This window comes from Mycobacterium sp. NGS50, assembly GCF_059812545.1.
The window spans coordinates 23696-38037 of record NZ_JCALCW010000014.1 but is presented as its reverse complement, the minus strand read 5'-3'; the positions used below and the strand labels follow the sequence as shown (position 1 = coordinate 38037).

15 protein-coding genes are annotated in these 14342 nt (G+C 67.6%); 9 read left to right on the top strand and 6 right to left on the bottom strand.

What is annotated here, in order from left to right; all coding sequences use genetic code 11:
• The 4 genes from AC5Y36_RS11990 to AC5Y36_RS11975 are packed head-to-tail and all read left to right on the top strand — an operon-like array spanning position 1 to position 1934.
• The gene (locus AC5Y36_RS11990; protein ID WP_500041129.1) at positions 1 to 414 is read left to right on the top strand and encodes a serine protease inhibitor; all 414 of its coding nucleotides are present in this window, start codon (positions 1 to 3) and stop codon (positions 412 to 414) included.
• A 17-nt stretch (positions 415 to 431) separates the two neighbouring features.
• The gene (locus tag AC5Y36_RS11985; RefSeq protein WP_500041128.1) at positions 432 to 806 is read left to right on the top strand and encodes a DUF742 domain-containing protein; all 375 of its coding nucleotides are present in this window, start codon (positions 432 to 434) and stop codon (positions 804 to 806) included.
• Complete coding sequence (locus AC5Y36_RS11980) at positions 784 to 1365, top strand: GTP-binding protein (RefSeq protein ID WP_500041127.1); 582 nt, start codon at positions 784 to 786, stop codon at positions 1363 to 1365. Before AC5Y36_RS11985 ends, AC5Y36_RS11980 begins: the two co-directional genes overlap by 23 nt.
• On the top strand, positions 1362 to 1934 hold the full coding sequence (locus AC5Y36_RS11975; RefSeq protein WP_500041126.1) for a pentapeptide repeat-containing protein: 573 nt from the start codon (positions 1362 to 1364) through the stop codon (positions 1932 to 1934). Before AC5Y36_RS11980 ends, AC5Y36_RS11975 begins: the two co-directional genes overlap by 4 nt.
• A gap of 5 nt (positions 1935 to 1939) precedes the next feature.
• On the opposite strand, the gene AC5Y36_RS11970 is transcribed toward AC5Y36_RS11975, so the two are convergent.
• Together AC5Y36_RS11970 and AC5Y36_RS11965 are read right to left on the bottom strand one after the other, a co-directional pair.
• A complete protein-coding gene (locus tag AC5Y36_RS11970) occupies positions 1940 to 3916 on the bottom strand; it encodes a hypothetical protein (protein WP_500041125.1) in 1977 nt (658 codons plus the stop codon).
• 114 nt (positions 3917 to 4030) lie between these two features.
• On the bottom strand, positions 4031 to 4612 hold the full coding sequence (locus AC5Y36_RS11965; protein WP_500041124.1) for a TetR/AcrR family transcriptional regulator: 582 nt from the start codon (positions 4610 to 4612) through the stop codon (positions 4031 to 4033).
• 143 nt (positions 4613 to 4755) lie between these two features.
• On the opposite strand from AC5Y36_RS11965, the gene AC5Y36_RS11960 reads away from it, so the two are divergent.
• Positions 4756 to 5940, top strand: coding sequence for a cytochrome P450 (locus tag AC5Y36_RS11960; protein WP_500041123.1), 1185 nt, complete (start codon positions 4756 to 4758; stop codon positions 5938 to 5940).
• Here AC5Y36_RS11960 and AC5Y36_RS11955 read toward each other — a convergent pair.
• A complete protein-coding gene (locus AC5Y36_RS11955; protein WP_500041122.1) occupies positions 5937 to 8573 on the bottom strand; it encodes an FHA domain-containing protein in 2637 nt (878 codons plus the stop codon). The two genes, AC5Y36_RS11960 and AC5Y36_RS11955, sit on opposite strands and share 4 nt — an antisense overlap.
• A 70-nt stretch (positions 8574 to 8643) precedes the next feature.
• Positions 8644 to 9834 (bottom strand): NADH:flavin oxidoreductase, encoded by a 1191-nt coding sequence (locus AC5Y36_RS11950; protein ID WP_500041121.1) that lies wholly within the window; start codon positions 9832 to 9834, stop codon positions 8644 to 8646.
• Positions 9835 to 9939: 105 nt separating this feature from the next.
• Here AC5Y36_RS11950 and AC5Y36_RS11945 point away from each other — a divergent pair, with 105 nt between their 5' ends.
• Together AC5Y36_RS11945 and AC5Y36_RS11940 are read left to right on the top strand one after the other, a co-directional pair.
• Positions 9940 to 10788 (top strand): bifunctional methylenetetrahydrofolate dehydrogenase/methenyltetrahydrofolate cyclohydrolase, encoded by an 849-nt coding sequence (locus tag AC5Y36_RS11945; RefSeq protein WP_500041120.1) that lies wholly within the window; start codon positions 9940 to 9942, stop codon positions 10786 to 10788.
• Complete coding sequence (locus tag AC5Y36_RS11940) at positions 10788 to 11081, top strand: DUF3017 domain-containing protein (protein WP_500041193.1); 294 nt, start codon at positions 10788 to 10790, stop codon at positions 11079 to 11081. Before AC5Y36_RS11945 ends, AC5Y36_RS11940 begins: the two co-directional genes overlap by 1 nt.
• An 88-nt stretch (positions 11082 to 11169) precedes the next feature.
• On the opposite strand, the gene AC5Y36_RS11935 is transcribed toward AC5Y36_RS11940, so the two are convergent.
• Positions 11170 to 11523 (bottom strand): DUF732 domain-containing protein, encoded by a 354-nt coding sequence (locus AC5Y36_RS11935; protein WP_500041192.1) that lies wholly within the window; start codon positions 11521 to 11523, stop codon positions 11170 to 11172.
• Between the two features lie 142 nt (positions 11524 to 11665).
• Positions 11666 to 12661, bottom strand: a complete 996-nt coding sequence (locus AC5Y36_RS11930; protein ID WP_500041119.1) for a sigma-70 family RNA polymerase sigma factor — start codon at positions 12659 to 12661, stop codon at positions 11666 to 11668.
• A gap of 140 nt (positions 12662 to 12801) precedes the next feature.
• Here AC5Y36_RS11930 and AC5Y36_RS11925 point away from each other — a divergent pair, with 140 nt between their 5' ends.
• Both AC5Y36_RS11925 and AC5Y36_RS11920 read left to right on the top strand, forming a co-directional pair.
• Positions 12802 to 13524 (top strand): SDR family NAD(P)-dependent oxidoreductase, encoded by a 723-nt coding sequence (locus AC5Y36_RS11925; RefSeq protein WP_500041118.1) that lies wholly within the window; start codon positions 12802 to 12804, stop codon positions 13522 to 13524.
• Positions 13525 to 13539: 15 nt separating this feature from the next.
• A complete protein-coding gene (locus AC5Y36_RS11920) occupies positions 13540 to 14298 on the top strand; it encodes an SDR family NAD(P)-dependent oxidoreductase (protein WP_500041117.1) in 759 nt (252 codons plus the stop codon).
• Positions 14299 to 14342 lie beyond the last annotated feature (44 nt).

Genomic DNA, 14342 nt, shown 5'->3' with positions numbered 1-14342 from the left:
ATGAGCAGCCCAGCTGGCCCGTCGAACAGCTCGCTGGATTGGCTGGTCTCCAACTTCGCGCGTGAGGTTCCCGGAGTGGCCCACGCGCTGCTGGTCTCGGTGGACGGGCTGCGGGTCGCGGCCAGTGAACACCTGCCACCCGATCGCGCGGATCAGCTGGCCGCGGTCGCATCTGGGCTGGCCAGCCTGGCCACCGGCGCCGCGCAGCTGTTCGAGGGCGGCGGGGTGCTGCAGACGGTGGTGGAGATGGAGAACGGCTATCTGCTGCTGATGCGGGTCGGTGACGGATCGCATCTGGCGACCCTGGCCTCGACGTCGTGTGACATCGGCCAGATCGCCTATGAGATGGCGGTTCTCGTCGAGCGGGTCGGCTCCGTGGTGCAGTCCTCCCGGCGTGCGCCGCTGCGTGGCTGAGGTCGTGGTGAGCTGGCATGGACAATCGTGAGCCGGACGAAGCCGAACCCGAGGTGCGCCTGGTCCGCCCGTACACGCTGACCGCCGGCCGCACCAGCACCAGCGTGGATCTGCCGCTGGAAGCGCCGGTCGAGACGCTGCAGTCGGCGCTGTCGCACCGCTGGCCGCCGAACGACACCCGCGCCAGGATCATCGAGCTGTGTGTCCGAAGGCTGTCGGTCGCCGAGATTTCGGCCAGGCTGGATGTGCCGCTGGGTGTTGCGCGTGTGCTGGTCGGCGATCTGATCACATCGGGTTACCTTCGGGTGTACGCGACGCTGGATCGCGCCAGCAGCGACGAACGCCGTGACCTGATAGGAAGGACGCTCCGTGGCCTACGAGCACTCCGATAGGCGTGGCGCCGCGTCGACGAAGATCGTCGTCGCCGGCGGTTTCGGAGCGGGCAAGACCACCTTCGTGGGAGCGGTTTCGGAAATCCTGCCGTTGCGCACCGAGGCGATCGTCACCGACGCCTCCGCGGGTGTGGACGCGTTGGAGGCCACCCCGGACAAGCGGACGACGACGGTCGCGATGGACTTCGGCCGGATCACCCTGGCCGAGGATCTGGTGCTGTACCTGTTCGGCACCCCGGGGCAGCGACGGTTCTGGTTCATGTGGGACGACCTGGTACGCGGCGCGATCGGCGCCGTCGTTCTGGTCGACTGTCGGCGGCTGCAGGACAGCTTCGCCGCGGTCGACTTCTTCGAGCACCGCAACCTGCCGTTCCTGGTCGCGGTCAACGAGTTCGACGGCGCGCCACGCTATCCGCTCACCGAGGTGCGCAAGGCGCTGGCGCTGCCCGACCACATTCCGGTGATCAACGTCGATGCGCGCGACCGCAGATCCGCGACCGACACCCTGATCGCGATCAGCGAGTACGCGCTGGCCAGCCTGACGCCGACGCCGCATTGACCGAACCACTGCGCTGGACCGACCGTGAGTTCGTCGGCCACGACTTCCGTGACGAGGATCTGTCCGGGTTGCACACCGAGCGGGTGGTATTCGACGAGTGTGATTTCAGCGGGGTCAACTTCGCCGAGTCCCACCATCGCGGATCGGCCTTCCGCAACTGCCGGTTCGAGCGGGCATCGCTGTGGCACAGCGAGTTTCACCAGTGCAGCCTGCTGGGCTCGACGTTCGTCCAGTGCCGGCTTCGGCCGTGGACCCTCGACGAGGTGGACCTCACGCTGGCCGTGCTCGGTGGCAGCGATCTACGTGGCGTGGACCTCGGCGGCTGTCGGCTGCGTGAGGCCGGTCTGGTGGAGGCCGACCTGCGCAAGGCCGTGCTGCGCGGCGCCGATCTGACCGGGGCCCGCACCAACGGGATACGTCTGGACGAGGCCGACCTGCGTGGCGCCCGCGTCGATCCCACACTGTGGACCACGGCCTCGCTGACCGCTGCCCGGATCGACATCACCCAGGCGTTGGCCTACGCCGCCGCACACGGGCTGCGGCTGGACGGCGAACCCGGCGGGCCGTGAGCGAATCACCACAGTGAGCTGAGTTCGGCGAACGCCGCGTTCAGCAGCGAGCCGAGGTCGGCTGATGTCGTCTCCGCGCCCAGCTGGGTCAATTGCGGCATGAGTGCCCACTCCAGGGTTCCCAGCAGATCCGCGTGGGTGGGGAAGCCGTCGTTGGCGGCCAGCACCGCGGTCGCCAGATCGTCGCGGGCGTTGAGGATTCCGGCGGTGATACTGGTATTCGGATCGAACAGCGCCTCGCCCAGGATTGAACCCAGCTGCTGTCCTCCGGTCTGCAGGTCCGTCCACGCCTGCGTCCAGTTGCCGGAAGTCAGGTCACCCTGCAGCGCATGGAACGTTTCGGTGGCGTTCTGCTGCAACAGCTCCTGCGCCAACAGCAGGGGCAATTTGATGTCATTCCCCGCCAGGGTCAAGGCGTTCGTGAACGCCGCTAGGCTGCCGGACGGATTGGTGAGGAAGTCGTGGGTGACGGCAGCCCAATCGGGGCTGAGGGCCGGGGTCAGCCGCAGCCACATCGGGGTGAACGGATCGGCGCCGAACATCGCGGTGAACTGGTCGGCGCCCATCGCGTCGCGCAGGTCGTGCATCCACAACTGTTCGGTGACCCAACTGGTGTTGGAGGTCCTGGCGACATCCATCGCGTAGTCGTAGGTCAGGACGCGTTCGTTCATCATGGCCGCGTACTCGGCAGCGCTGACCGTGGGTGTGTCGGCCGGCAGGTACTGGCTCACGTCGGCCACCGGAACCACCTGGGTGGTCACGGGCAGACCCGTGAGGTCGGTGCCTTCGGGCAGGTTCAGATAGCGTGCGTAGACGGCGCCGTTTTCCAGGCCGCCGGTGTCCAGCCAATTCGCCACACCCGGGTTCTGCGCGCTGACCACGTAGTAGGTGTAGCCGTCCGCATCGTGAAACGCCTGGGTGTCGTTGTAGCTGTTGATCGCCAACGGGTAGGGCAGCGTTTGGCCCCACGCGGTGTAGAGGTTGATCCCGCCGTACTTGGCGACGTCGACATCGGGCACCTTGACGATCAGCGCCTCGTCGGGGCTGAGGTTGAAACTTCCGGCCGAGTTGTACTGGGCTGCCGCGGCCCCGATGACGCCGGTGCTCGCGTTGGCGAACGGGCTCATCGTATTGTCGGGGACGGTGATGCCGCCCTGCTGAGCCAGCGCGAGCATGGTGCCGTTGGTTCTGGGCAACCCGTCGAGCAGGCTCTGCAGCGCCGACTGTATTGCGCCGGGGGACAGTTCGGTGTCGGTCACGCCGGGGGCGGCGGCCGGGCAGTTGGCGACGCATTCGATGCTGACTGTCGACGGGCCGGCCGCCCAATCGCCCATCGTGGAACGCACCAGGAGGTAGTTGGCGCCGGCATCGTTGACGTAGTTGATCGAGCCGTCAGGTCTGGTCGGAGCGATGTCGATGGTGTAGGTGCCGTCGGGATTGATCTTCAAACCGGTCTCGAGTTCCAGCGATCCGATGGTCGTGCTTCCGGTCGGGCCGATCGCATTGGTGTTCACGCTGAGTTCTGCGGAGCCGTCACTGAAGGTCCCGCTGATGACGTAGCTCGCCTTCGGGTCGAGGCCCTGCGTGATGTTGTAGAAGACATCGGGGTTGTCCAGTAATGCCCATTGCCGGACGTCGGCGGCATTCCCGTTCAGCACATCGGGTATCTGCCCGAACAGCTGGCTTGGGAGTTGGGCGTGCAGCGCCAGCATCAGTTGCTGTAATTCCAGGTTTTGCAGCAGGTTTGGCAGAAGTGCGTTGTTGCCCGGCGTGCTCCACGGCATCAGGCTGTCGGTGTCCACCCAATGCTGTTGCGCCGCCAGGATATCGTCGATCAGCGGCTGCAACGCCGCATCGGCCGAGGCCAGCGACACCGAAAGCGACACTTCGGTGGCGGCCTGCGGGGTGGCGAGTGCGATCGCCAGCACCGCCGTCGCGATCCCGGCCGATTTCACACCGCGGGTGGGCTTGGTGCGTGCCATGAGCATTCCCTTCGATCCGGCGCCCAACGGGGTAGTTACAGACTGTAATGACAAAATGTTGCGGCAAAAGTAGCAGCGGGCGCCGCCGGGGTCAAGAGTTGGTTTGCGCCGATGTCAGGGCGACAGGATGCCGTTCAGCAACGCATCCGTTAACGACTCGGCGTAGGCGTCGAGGTCGGTGACGTTGCGTATGCACAGCGCCTGCATCGCCGCACCGACGATCAGGTCGAGGACGGTGTCGGCGTCTACCGGGCGCAACACATCGCTGTTGCGGGCGAACAGTTCTCGCAGATCGGCGCTGAACACGGCGCTGTGCCGTTCGTTGAGGCTGGCCTGCAACGCGGGATCGGAGCGCATGTCCACCATCAGGCCGGGCAGAGCGGCGGCCGCCGCGGGGTTGCCCAGCCAGCCGATGATGTTGCGGATCAGCGTCTTGAGTTCGGTCACCGCGTCATCGGAGGTGTGTACACGGGTGGCGTCAGCGGGAAATGCGGCGTCGTAGATGACGTGCGCTTTCGACGGCCATCGCCGATAGATGGTCGGCCGGCTCACCCCGGCGCCTTCGGCGATGGCGTCGATCGAGGTGTCGCGATAGCCGCGCTCGACCAGCAGTCGCCGGGTGCTGTCGAGAACCGCGGCATCCACGTTCGGGTCGCGGAATGGGCCGAGGCGATGCTGGCCGCCGCCACGTGTCATCACATCTCCACAGGTGAGCGGCCGGCGGACCCGCCGGCCTTGCAGGGGGAGCCCAGCATAGCGAACAGCGGCCAACCGCCGCTCTTGACTGTAGTTACAAGCTGTAATTACTATTCGTATCCACAATGACGAAGGAGGCGGCCATGACGGTCATGATCGACGGCGCGAGCATCGACTTCGGCACCGATGAGCTCCCTGATCTGCATGGCGTGCTCCGGGAGCTGCGGGCCCGCGCCCCCTATGCCGCGACCACCTATCGCGGCATGCCCGCGATCATCCTGCTCACCAACGACCTGGTCGCCGCCGCGTTCAAAGACGATGAGACGTTTCCGGCCGCAGACATGTACAACCTGACCACCCGCCCGGTGATGGGCCAGACGATTCAGTGCATGAGCGGCACCGAACACCGCACGAATCGAGCCCTGGTGTCGGGGGCGTTTCGGCGCGCGCTGATCCAGACCTATACCGCCGAGCTTCTGGAACCGATCGCGCACCGCCTGGTCGACGACTTCGCCGACCGGGGGACGGCTGACCTGACGGTGGAGTTCACCAGACAGTTCCCGCTTCAGGTCACCAGCGCGATGCTCGGCCTGCCGATGGAGGACTGGCCGAAGTTCGCCGAATGGGCGCACGACCTGTTTTTGTTCCCGAACGATCCCGATGCGGCACTGCGGGCATCGGCGGCGTTCACCGAGTACCTTGAGCCGTTCGTGGCCGAGAAGCGCAGGTGTCCCGGCGATGACCTGGTGTCCAAGCTGGTGACCGCGGAGATTGACGGTGTGCGGCTCACCGATGAGGAGATCTACGTCTTTACCCGGCTGCTGTTTCCCGCCGGTGTCGATACCACCTATCCCAGCATGGGAAATCTGCTGTATGCCTTGCTGACCCATCCCGAACAGCTCGAGCGGTTGCGCGAGAATCCGGACGGTGTCCGCTGGGCTGTCGAGGAAGCAATCCGGTGGGAGCCGGGACCGGCCATGGTGCCCCGGATCGCCACCACCGACCGCGTGTGGCGCGGCATCGAAATACCTGCCGGCACATGGTTGTTGCTGGCGATCGCTGCCGCGAACCGCGATCCGCAGGTGTACCCCGACCCGGACCGCTTCGACATCGACCGACGCGCGGTGGCATCGGTGAGCTTCGGTGGCGGACCCCACGTGTGCCTGGGCCAGTTCCTGGCACTCGCCCAGCTGCAGACAGCGGTACGCGTCCTACTCGAACGGCTGCCCGGGCTGCGACTGGTCGAACCCGATCAGGTCCGCATCGCCGGCCTGCTCGGCGTGGAACTGCGCGGCCCCTCGCAGCTGCGGGTCCGCTTCGACGCTTAGCGCTTGAGGCGGATCTTCCACCACACCACGGTGCTGTAGAGCACCGACAGCAGCACGAGCATCGCCATGTCGAGGAACCAGATGCCCTTGGTGTGTTTCCAGAGGCCGTCCTGCGGGATCTGCGTGACCTGGATCTTCGGGGTACAACCCGCAGGCGCGACCGGCTCCGGGTTCTGCGGAGTCGGCAGCGGCATGCAGTCCTTGGGGATCGAGTCATGGTGCAGCAACGTGTTGAAATCGATCGTCGACGCACCCGCGGCGTAACCCCATCGGCTGGGCGTAATCCACGACACCTGATCCAGCCCGATCCGACCGGTCACCGGGATCATGCCGCCGCCGAGCACCAGCTGCGACATGATCGACACCACCAGCATCGGCATGATCTGCTCGTTGGAGTTCGCGAACGACGACAGCGCCAACCCGAGGATCGCCGATGCCACACAGGTGCCGGCCACGGTGAGGAACAGCGAGAAGCTGGCGCTGCCGAACATCGGGTCCGGCGGGTTGGGCGCCTTCTTGCCGATCAACACGATGATCGTCGCGATCGCCGACTGGCCGATGGCGAACCCACAGAACACCGCGATCTTGGCCAGCAGATAGGCCATGGTGGACAGGCCCACGGCCTGTTCTCGTTTGAAGATCGGGCGCTCGCCCACCAGATCTCGGATCGTCAGCGCGGTGCCCATGAAGACCGCCCCGAGATTGAGCAGCACCATGATGTATTGGGGTTCGGTGGGCGCATCCAGCCCGGGCATCTGCAGCCCGTGTTTACCCTTGACCGTCAATGACAGCGCGCCGACCAGGAACGGCAGTATTCCCAGGAAGACCGAATACCCGCGGTCGGAGACGATCAGCCGGACCTGGCGGCGCGCGACCGTCGACAACTGTTTGAGGATGTTGGAGGCGGGTGGCGCGCCGAGGTCGGCCGGCGGTGTCGTGGAGACCGCAACAGAGGAGGAGCGCTGGCCGCCCTTCCGCTGTTGATAGGTCTGGTTGGCGACCTCGGCCTTCTCCACGGTGCTGACCGAGTCGAAGATCTCGGCCCAGTTGGTGGTACCGAACCAGGAGCCGACCTGATCGGGCTTGTCGCAGAACGCCGTCCGGCCACCGGTCCCCAACAGCAGGATCTGATCGCAGACGTCGAGGTAGGAAATCGAGTGGGTGACCACCAACACCACGCGGCCGGCGTCGGCCAGCCCGCGCAGCATCAACATGACCTGGCGGTCCAGTGCCGGGTCCAGACCTGACGTCGGCTCGTCGAGCACCAGCAGCGACGGCCCGGTCAGCAGCTCCAGGGCAACCGAGGCGCGTTTGCGCTGGCCGCCGGATAGTTTCTCCACCCGGGTCTCGGCGTGCCGCGTCATCTCCAGCTCTTCGAGCACCTGCGCCACCGCCTGGCCGCGGTCGGCCTTGGTGCTGTCCGGCGGAAGACGCAGCTCGGCGGCGTAGCCCAGGGCCTGGTTCACCGTCAGCTGGCGGTGCACCACGTCGTCCTGCGGGACCATCCCGATCCGGCTGCGCAGCGAGGCGTATTCGTTGTGGATGTTGTGGCCCTCGAAGATGGTCGCGCCGGTGCTGGGGTTGGTGTATCCGGCGATCAACCGGGACAGCGTCGACTTGCCGGCGCCGGACGGGCCGATGACGGCGGTCAGGGTGCCCGGGCGGGCGGTCAGCGTGATGTTGTGCAGCAGCCGCTTTTTTCCGTCCTCGACGTCGAAGCACACGTCCTGGACTTCGAGGCCGCCGGCGCGGGACTCGGCTTCACTGCGGCGCACCAGGGTGCCGCCGGTGAACGTCAGGTCGACGTTACCGATGGTGACTACGTCACCCTCGTTCAGAATCGCCGACCCGATCCGGGTGCCGTTGACGAACGTCCCGTTGATGCTGCGGTTGTCCCGGATCTCGGTGCCCAGCGGAGTCGAGATCAGCATGGCGTGGTGTCGCGAGGCCAGCACGTCGGCGATGACGATGTCGTTGTCGGTGGCACGGCCGAGCGTCAACGCCCCCGACGGCGCGTCCGGGGCGGCGCCCGGACGCAGGATGTCCATCATCTTGGTCGCGAAGTTGCCCGCTTCCGGCGGTTTGGCGGCCGCGGGAGCCATCCGGGTGGCGGCTTGCCCGCTGGGCTGCGGCGCGCTGACCGGGTAGCTCGGCGGCGGCGCCTGCTGGGGCGGATACGACGGCCCCGGGTTGAGGTGCGGACGCTGGTAGGGGCCGGGCCGTTGTTGCCGCGGAGCGCTCGGCGGCGGAGGCGGGGGGATGTGCGGAGCCGGCCGGGGGGCTCCCATCGTCATCGTTTGGGGCGGCCGGCCGGCAGCGCCGTGGTGGCGCCCGACCTCGAAGTGCAGCGGCGGCCCGTCGGGGTTGCCCAGGTTGATGTTCTGGCCGTCGCGGATGTCGACCATCGGCACCCGGTGGCCGTTGACGAAGATGCCGTTCAGCGATCCGTTGTCGACCGCGATCCACCGGCCCTGGTCGAAGCGCAGCAGCAGGTGCGCGCGCGACACCAAGGGGTGCGCGACGCGCATATCGGCGCGAAGATCGCGTCCGACGACCACGTCGTGGCCTGGTGCGAAGGTACGTTGATTCCCGTCGTAACGGACGGTCAGCGCAGGCGGGGCTGATTGACTCATCGGGACAACTGTAGCCGTTCGGATACCGGTCGCCTGCACTAACCGCGCGGGCAAGGGCCAGTCGCGGCTCTTATCGCGCCAGCGCGTCAGGGGCGCCGGTGACCGCGCACTGGGTCCGGCTGTAGATCGACGGCATGCACAGATTGCAGTGTGTGCATGCCGACGTCGTCGCCGCGTCGGCCGCGATCCGGTTGATCAGGTCGGGCTCGGCGAGCAGCGCCCGACCCATCGCGACGAACTCGAAGCCCTCCGCCATCGCCAGATCCATGCTCGCCCGGTTGGTGATACCGCCGAGCAGGATCAGCGGCAGCGACAGTTCGGCGCGGAACAGTTTGGCGTCGCGTAGCAGGAACGCGTCCTGGTAGGGGTAGGCACGCAGAAACTTGTTGCCGGTCATCCGCACGCCCCAGCGCATCGGCGGCTTGAAGGCGCGGGAGAACTCCTTGACCGGGGCGTCGCCGCGGAACAGGTACATCGGGTTGACCAGCGAGCTGCCGGCGGTCAGTTCGAGCGCGTCCAGCCCGCCGTCGTCCTGCAGCCATTTGGCCGTGGTCAGCGCCTCCTCGATCGGGATACCGCCGCGCACCCCGTCGCTCATGGTGAGCTTGGCGGTCACCGCGATCTGGTCCTGCACCGCCTGGCGCACCGCGGTCACCAGCCCGCGTGCCACCTTGGCCCGGTTGGCCAACGAGCCGCCGAACTCGTCGGTGCGGCGGTTGATCAGCGGAGAAAGAAAGGAGCTGGCCAAATAGTTGTGGCCCAGGTGGATCTCCACGGCGTCGAAGCCGGAGTCGACCGCCAGCTTGGCGGCGTTGGCGTGCGCGGCGGTGACCTCCGCGATGTCGTCGCGGGTGGCCTTCTTGGCGAACCGCATCCCGATCGGATTGAAGAACCGCACCGGGGCCAACGCACGCGCCTTGTTGGAGCGGGCGTCGGCCACCGGGCCGGCGTGACCGATCTGAGCGCTGACCGCGGCCCCCTCGGCGTGCACGGCGTCGGTGAGCCGACGCAATCCGGCGACCGCCTCCGGGCGCATCCAGATCTGCTCGCCGGAAGTGCGCCCGCCGGGGGCGACCGCGCAGTAGGCGACGGTGGTCATCGCGACCCCGCCGGCCGCCGGCAGCCGGTGATACTCAATGAGGTCGTCGGTGACCAGGGCGTGGGGGGTGCGCGCTTCGAAGGTCGCCGCCTTGATGGTCCGGTTGCGCAGGGTGAGCGGGCCGAGTTTGGCGGGGCTGAAGATGTCGGGCGGGGCTGCCATACCGGCAGCTTATAAGCCGGCTGTCGAGTGTCGACTTGATGCACGCATCCAGTGCCCATGGCGTGCCACAACCCGACACTCGGCGAGCATGAAAGGATGCTGTCCGTGGGTGCGATCACGTTGGACGGCAAGGCCACGCGCGACGAGATTTTCGTCGACCTCAAAACTCGGGTGGCCGCGTTGGCCGCCGCGGGCCGCACGCCCGGGCTGGGCACCATCCTGGTCGGCGACGACCCCGGCTCACAGGCCTACGTGCGCGGCAAGCACGCCGACTGCGCCAAGGTCGGCATCACCTCCATCCGCCGCGACCTGCCGGCCGACATCAGCACCGCCGAACTCAACGCCACCATCGACGAGCTCAACGCCAACCCCGAGTGCACCGGCTACATCGTGCAGCTGCCGCTGCCCAAACACCTGGACGAGAACGCGGCGCTGGAACGGGTGGACCCGGCCAAGGATGCCGACGGCCTGCACCCGACCAACCTGGGCCGGCTGGTGCTGGGCAAGTCGGCGCCGCTGCCCTGCACGCCGCGCGGCATCGTGCACCTGCTGCGCCGATACGACGTGCCGATCGCCGGCGCCCACGTGGTGGTCATCGGCCGCGGCGTCACCGTCGGACGGCCGCTGGGGCTGCTGCTGACCCGACGTTCGGAGAACGCCACCGTGACGTTGTGCCACACCGGCACCCGCGACCTGCCCGCGCTGACCCGCCAGGCCGACATCATCGTGGCCGCCGTCGGGGTACCGCATCTGCTGACCGCCGACATGGTGCGGCCCGGTGCTGCGGTGCTCGATGTCGGGGTCAGCCGCACCGACGACGGGCTGGTCGGCGATGTGCACCCCGACGTGTGGGAGGTTGCCGGTCACGTCTCGCCGAACCCCGGCGGGGTGGGTCCGTTGACCCGGGCGCTGCTGCTGACCAACGTCGTCGAATTGGCGGAGGGCGCCGTGTGATTCGTGTCGCCGAGGTGCGCCGGGCGGTGGGGGGCCAGTGGCCCATCCTGGTGGTCGGGCTCATCTTCATCGCGGCGTTGACGCTGGTGGCGCTGAACTTCTGGCGCCGCGGCGCGCTGCTGATCGGCATCGGTGTGGGAGTGGCGGCCGGGCTGCGGCTGCTGCTGCCCGACGAGCGGGCCGGGCTATTGGTGGTGCGCACCAAAGGGATTGATTTCGCCACGACGGCAGCGGTGTGCACGGTGATGCTCTACACCGCCTCGACGATCGACCCGTTAGGGACGGCCGTTTAGACGGGTCGCCTCGCGTCCCGTGCCCCTGAGATCGACGCTGGCGCGGTGTCCTCTCGCACTTTTTCGCGCGGGCGTCGACCTCGTGCGTTTACAGCCCCGGAATCCCCGGGATCTGCGGCAGGTTGGGAATCTGGCCGCTGGCCAGCGAACTCATCATCGACGGGCAGTACATGGAGATCGCGATGCTGGTGAACAGCTGCGCCATGGCCGGGGACATGCCCCCGCTGTTGCCGGTCAGGCTGGATGCGGCCGAGGCGACCGAGCCACCCGGTTGGGCCAGCTGCGGACAGATGGACTGACCGAGCGAGACCGCGCTGCTGGGGTCGCCGTAGTTGACCCCCGCGCCCTCGAGGGCCGACAGAAACGAGTCGTCGATCGCATCGGCGCGCGCCGGGACCGCGAACAATGCTGCCGTCGCGACCAGCACCACAACCGAAATCAGCGCCCGTCGAAGGCCCCTACTGCCAGTCCGTAACTTCGCCACCGCGTGCTCCCCCCGCTAGTCCTGTAGAAACAGTGGGCTACCGCGGTCACATTGGCGACACGACACGGTCACGCTTCGACGGCTATGCGGCGTCGCGACGTCAGTCGGGCAGCGACAGCGGCAGCCCGAACGGGGTGAGCAGGTTGTTGTCGAATCGGGTCAGCGCACTGATCCGTGGGCCGGTCAGCGTCAGGACGAGCAGACCGGCGCCGTGCCGGATCCCGCCGGCGGGTGCGTGCAGGTACGCCCCGAACGCGGGTTGGCCGTTCGCGCGGGTCGGCACCAGGTCATATACCCGCCCGGCACCAAAGATGGCGCGGTAGAAGCGTGCCACGGTGTCGCGGCCGTGGTACTCCAGCGGAATCGGGGGCATCGAGACGATGACGTCGGCGGTGAGCAGGTCGACCAACGCATCGACATCACCGCGCTGATAGGCGCGGACGAAGTTCGCCACCAAGGTCTGCTCGGCCGGTGAGCCGGCCGGTAGCGCAGAGTCCGGGCGGCGACCGTGCATGGTGGCGCGGGCGCGTTTGAGGGCGCTGGTCACCGAATGGATGCTCGCGTCGAGCAGATCCGCGACTTCCTCGGCGTGATAACCCAGCACGTCACGCAGGATGAGCACGGCGCGCTGCCGGGCCGGCAGCAGTTGCAGGGCCGTCACGAACGCCAGCGAAATGGCTTCGGCTTCTTCGTAACGCGCCTCCGGGCCCAGCGGCGCGCTCACCGCCCCCTCCAGCAGAGTGTCGGGATAGGGCTCAAGCCAGGTGATTTCACCGAGCCGACTCGGTTCGGGCGGTTCAAACCCGGAGAAGTCCCACTGCGTGGCCGGCTTTCGCTTGACCGCGCGCAGCGCGCTCAGACATTGATTGGTGGCGATGCGGTAGAGCCAGGTGCGCATCGAGGCCCGCCCTTCGAAACCGTCGAGACCCTGCCAGGCCGCGAGCAGGGTGTTCTGCAGTGCGTCCTCGGCGTCGTGCAGGGAGCCCAACATCCGATAACAGTGCGCCTGCAGCTCACGACGGTGCGGCTCGACCAGCCTCCGAAACGCCTCGCCGTCGCCGGCCCGCGCCTTGGCGATCAGCCCGGTTGCGTCCACCGTGCACCCCCCGTTGTCCTCACGCCTGAAAGTACTGACGCCGGCGGACCCGAGAACTGGGCGCACCGTGAGCGACCAGTTTCGGCGCCGGGTCGTCTCTACATCTTTGACAGTTACCGATCCGTCGTCGAGGAGGACACATGAGCGTTGCCGGACAAACCGTATTGGTGACCGGCGCCAACCGAGGAATCGGGCGGGCGCTGGTCGAGGAGGCCCTGAACCGAGGCGCTCGCCGGGTGTACGCCACCGCGCGCCGACCGGTCACGCACCCCGACGACCGGGTCAGACCGCTGATCTTTGATGTCACCGACCGCGCCCAGATCCACCAAGCCGCCGAGGACGTCGAATCGCTGGACCTGCTGATCAACAATGCCGGCGTCGCCCGCTACGACGACCTGGGGGATCGTGCCGTGTTGGACGAGCACCTGGCCGTCAACCTGTTCGGCATCTACAACGTGGTCCGGGCGTTCCTGCCGCAGCTGATGCGTTCCGGCGGCGCGATCGTCAACAACCTGTCGATCAACGCGCTGGCCCCGTTGCCGCTGATCCCGGCCTACTCGATCTCCAAGGCCGCCGCGTTCAGCTTGACCCAGTCGCAGCGTGCCCTGCTCGCCGGACACGGGGTACGTGTACACGCCGTGCTGACCGGTCCGGTCGACACCGACATGAACGCGGGATTCGACATTCCCAAGGCCGCACCGGCATCCGCCGCGCGCGCCATCTTCGACGGGGTGGAACGGGGATGCGAGGACATCTTCCCCGACCCGATGTCGCAGTCGCTGGAGCCGGGCTGGCCCCACGGCGCGATCAAGACGCTGCAGCGCCAATACGCGGCGCTGCCGGACCCGCAACCCACCGCCTAGTCACAGGAGAAGACCATGGATACACAATCGGCAAAGACCGTCCTGGTGGTCGGCGCCAGCCGCGGCCTGGGGCATGGCATCGCGTCGCGGTTCGCCGAAGCCGGGGCCCGGGTGGTCGCAGTTGCACGCACCGGTCCGGCCCTGGCCGAATTGGCGGCCACGCACCCCAACATCCACGCTGAGATCGGCGACGCCGCCGATCCCGGGGTGGCGTGGAACCTGCTGGACATTCACCGCCCGCAGGTGCTGATCGTGGTCGCCGGCGCTACCCCGGTGATGGGGCCGTTGCAGCACCAGACCTGGGAAACGTTCTCGGTCAACTGGAATGCCGATGTCAAGATCGCCTTCAACTGGTTGCGTCCGGCACTGCTGCAGCCGCTGGCACCGGGCAGCCGGGTGGTGTTGATCAGCAGCGGCGCTGCCATCGCGGGATCACCGGCCAGCGGCGGATATGCCGGGGCAAAGGCCACCCAGCGGTTCATCGCGGCCTACGCCCAAGAGGAGGCGCACCGCGCCGGCCTGGATCTCACCGTCACCACCGTGCTGCCCCGGATCACCCCGTTCGGCGACGTGGGCCGCCGGGGAATCCGCGCCTACGCCGCCCGCACCGGCCAAACCGAAGACGCCTACACGCAGCAGCTCGGAAAACCGTTGACACCCGAGCTGGCCGGCGCCGCCCTCGTCGACCTGGTGGCGGCCGACCCCGACACCACCGCCGCCGAGTACCTGCTGACCGGGGCCGGCCTGCAGAAGCTGCCCGCAACGCAGGGATGACGCTGCGGCTATGGCGACAAAGTCCGCCTCACCCGCGTCCTGGA

Excerpts from the sequence above, each read along its gene's own strand:
- AC5Y36_RS11985 (WP_500041128.1), top strand. The coding sequence starts at position 432 with ATGGACAATCGTGAGCCGGACGAAGCCGAACCCGAGGTGCGCCTGGTC.
- AC5Y36_RS11955 (WP_500041122.1), bottom strand. The coding sequence starts at position 8,573 with ATGAGTCAATCAGCCCCGCCTGCGCTGACCGTCCGTTACGACGGGAAT.
- AC5Y36_RS11925 (WP_500041118.1), top strand. The coding sequence starts at position 12,802 with ATGAGCGTTGCCGGACAAACCGTATTGGTGACCGGCGCCAACCGAGGA.
- AC5Y36_RS11920 (WP_500041117.1), top strand. The coding sequence starts at position 13,540 with ATGGATACACAATCGGCAAAGACCGTCCTGGTGGTCGGCGCCAGCCGC.
- AC5Y36_RS11990 (WP_500041129.1), top strand. The coding sequence starts at position 1 with ATGAGCAGCCCAGCTGGCCCGTCGAACAGCTCGCTGGATTGGCTGGTC.
- AC5Y36_RS11970 (WP_500041125.1), bottom strand. The coding sequence starts at position 3,916 with ATGGCACGCACCAAGCCCACCCGCGGTGTGAAATCGGCCGGGATCGCG.
- AC5Y36_RS11965 (WP_500041124.1), bottom strand. The coding sequence starts at position 4,612 with ATGACACGTGGCGGCGGCCAGCATCGCCTCGGCCCATTCCGCGACCCG.
- AC5Y36_RS11950 (WP_500041121.1), bottom strand. The coding sequence starts at position 9,834 with ATGGCAGCCCCGCCCGACATCTTCAGCCCCGCCAAACTCGGCCCGCTC.
- AC5Y36_RS11960 (WP_500041123.1), top strand. The coding sequence starts at position 4,756 with ATGACGGTCATGATCGACGGCGCGAGCATCGACTTCGGCACCGATGAG.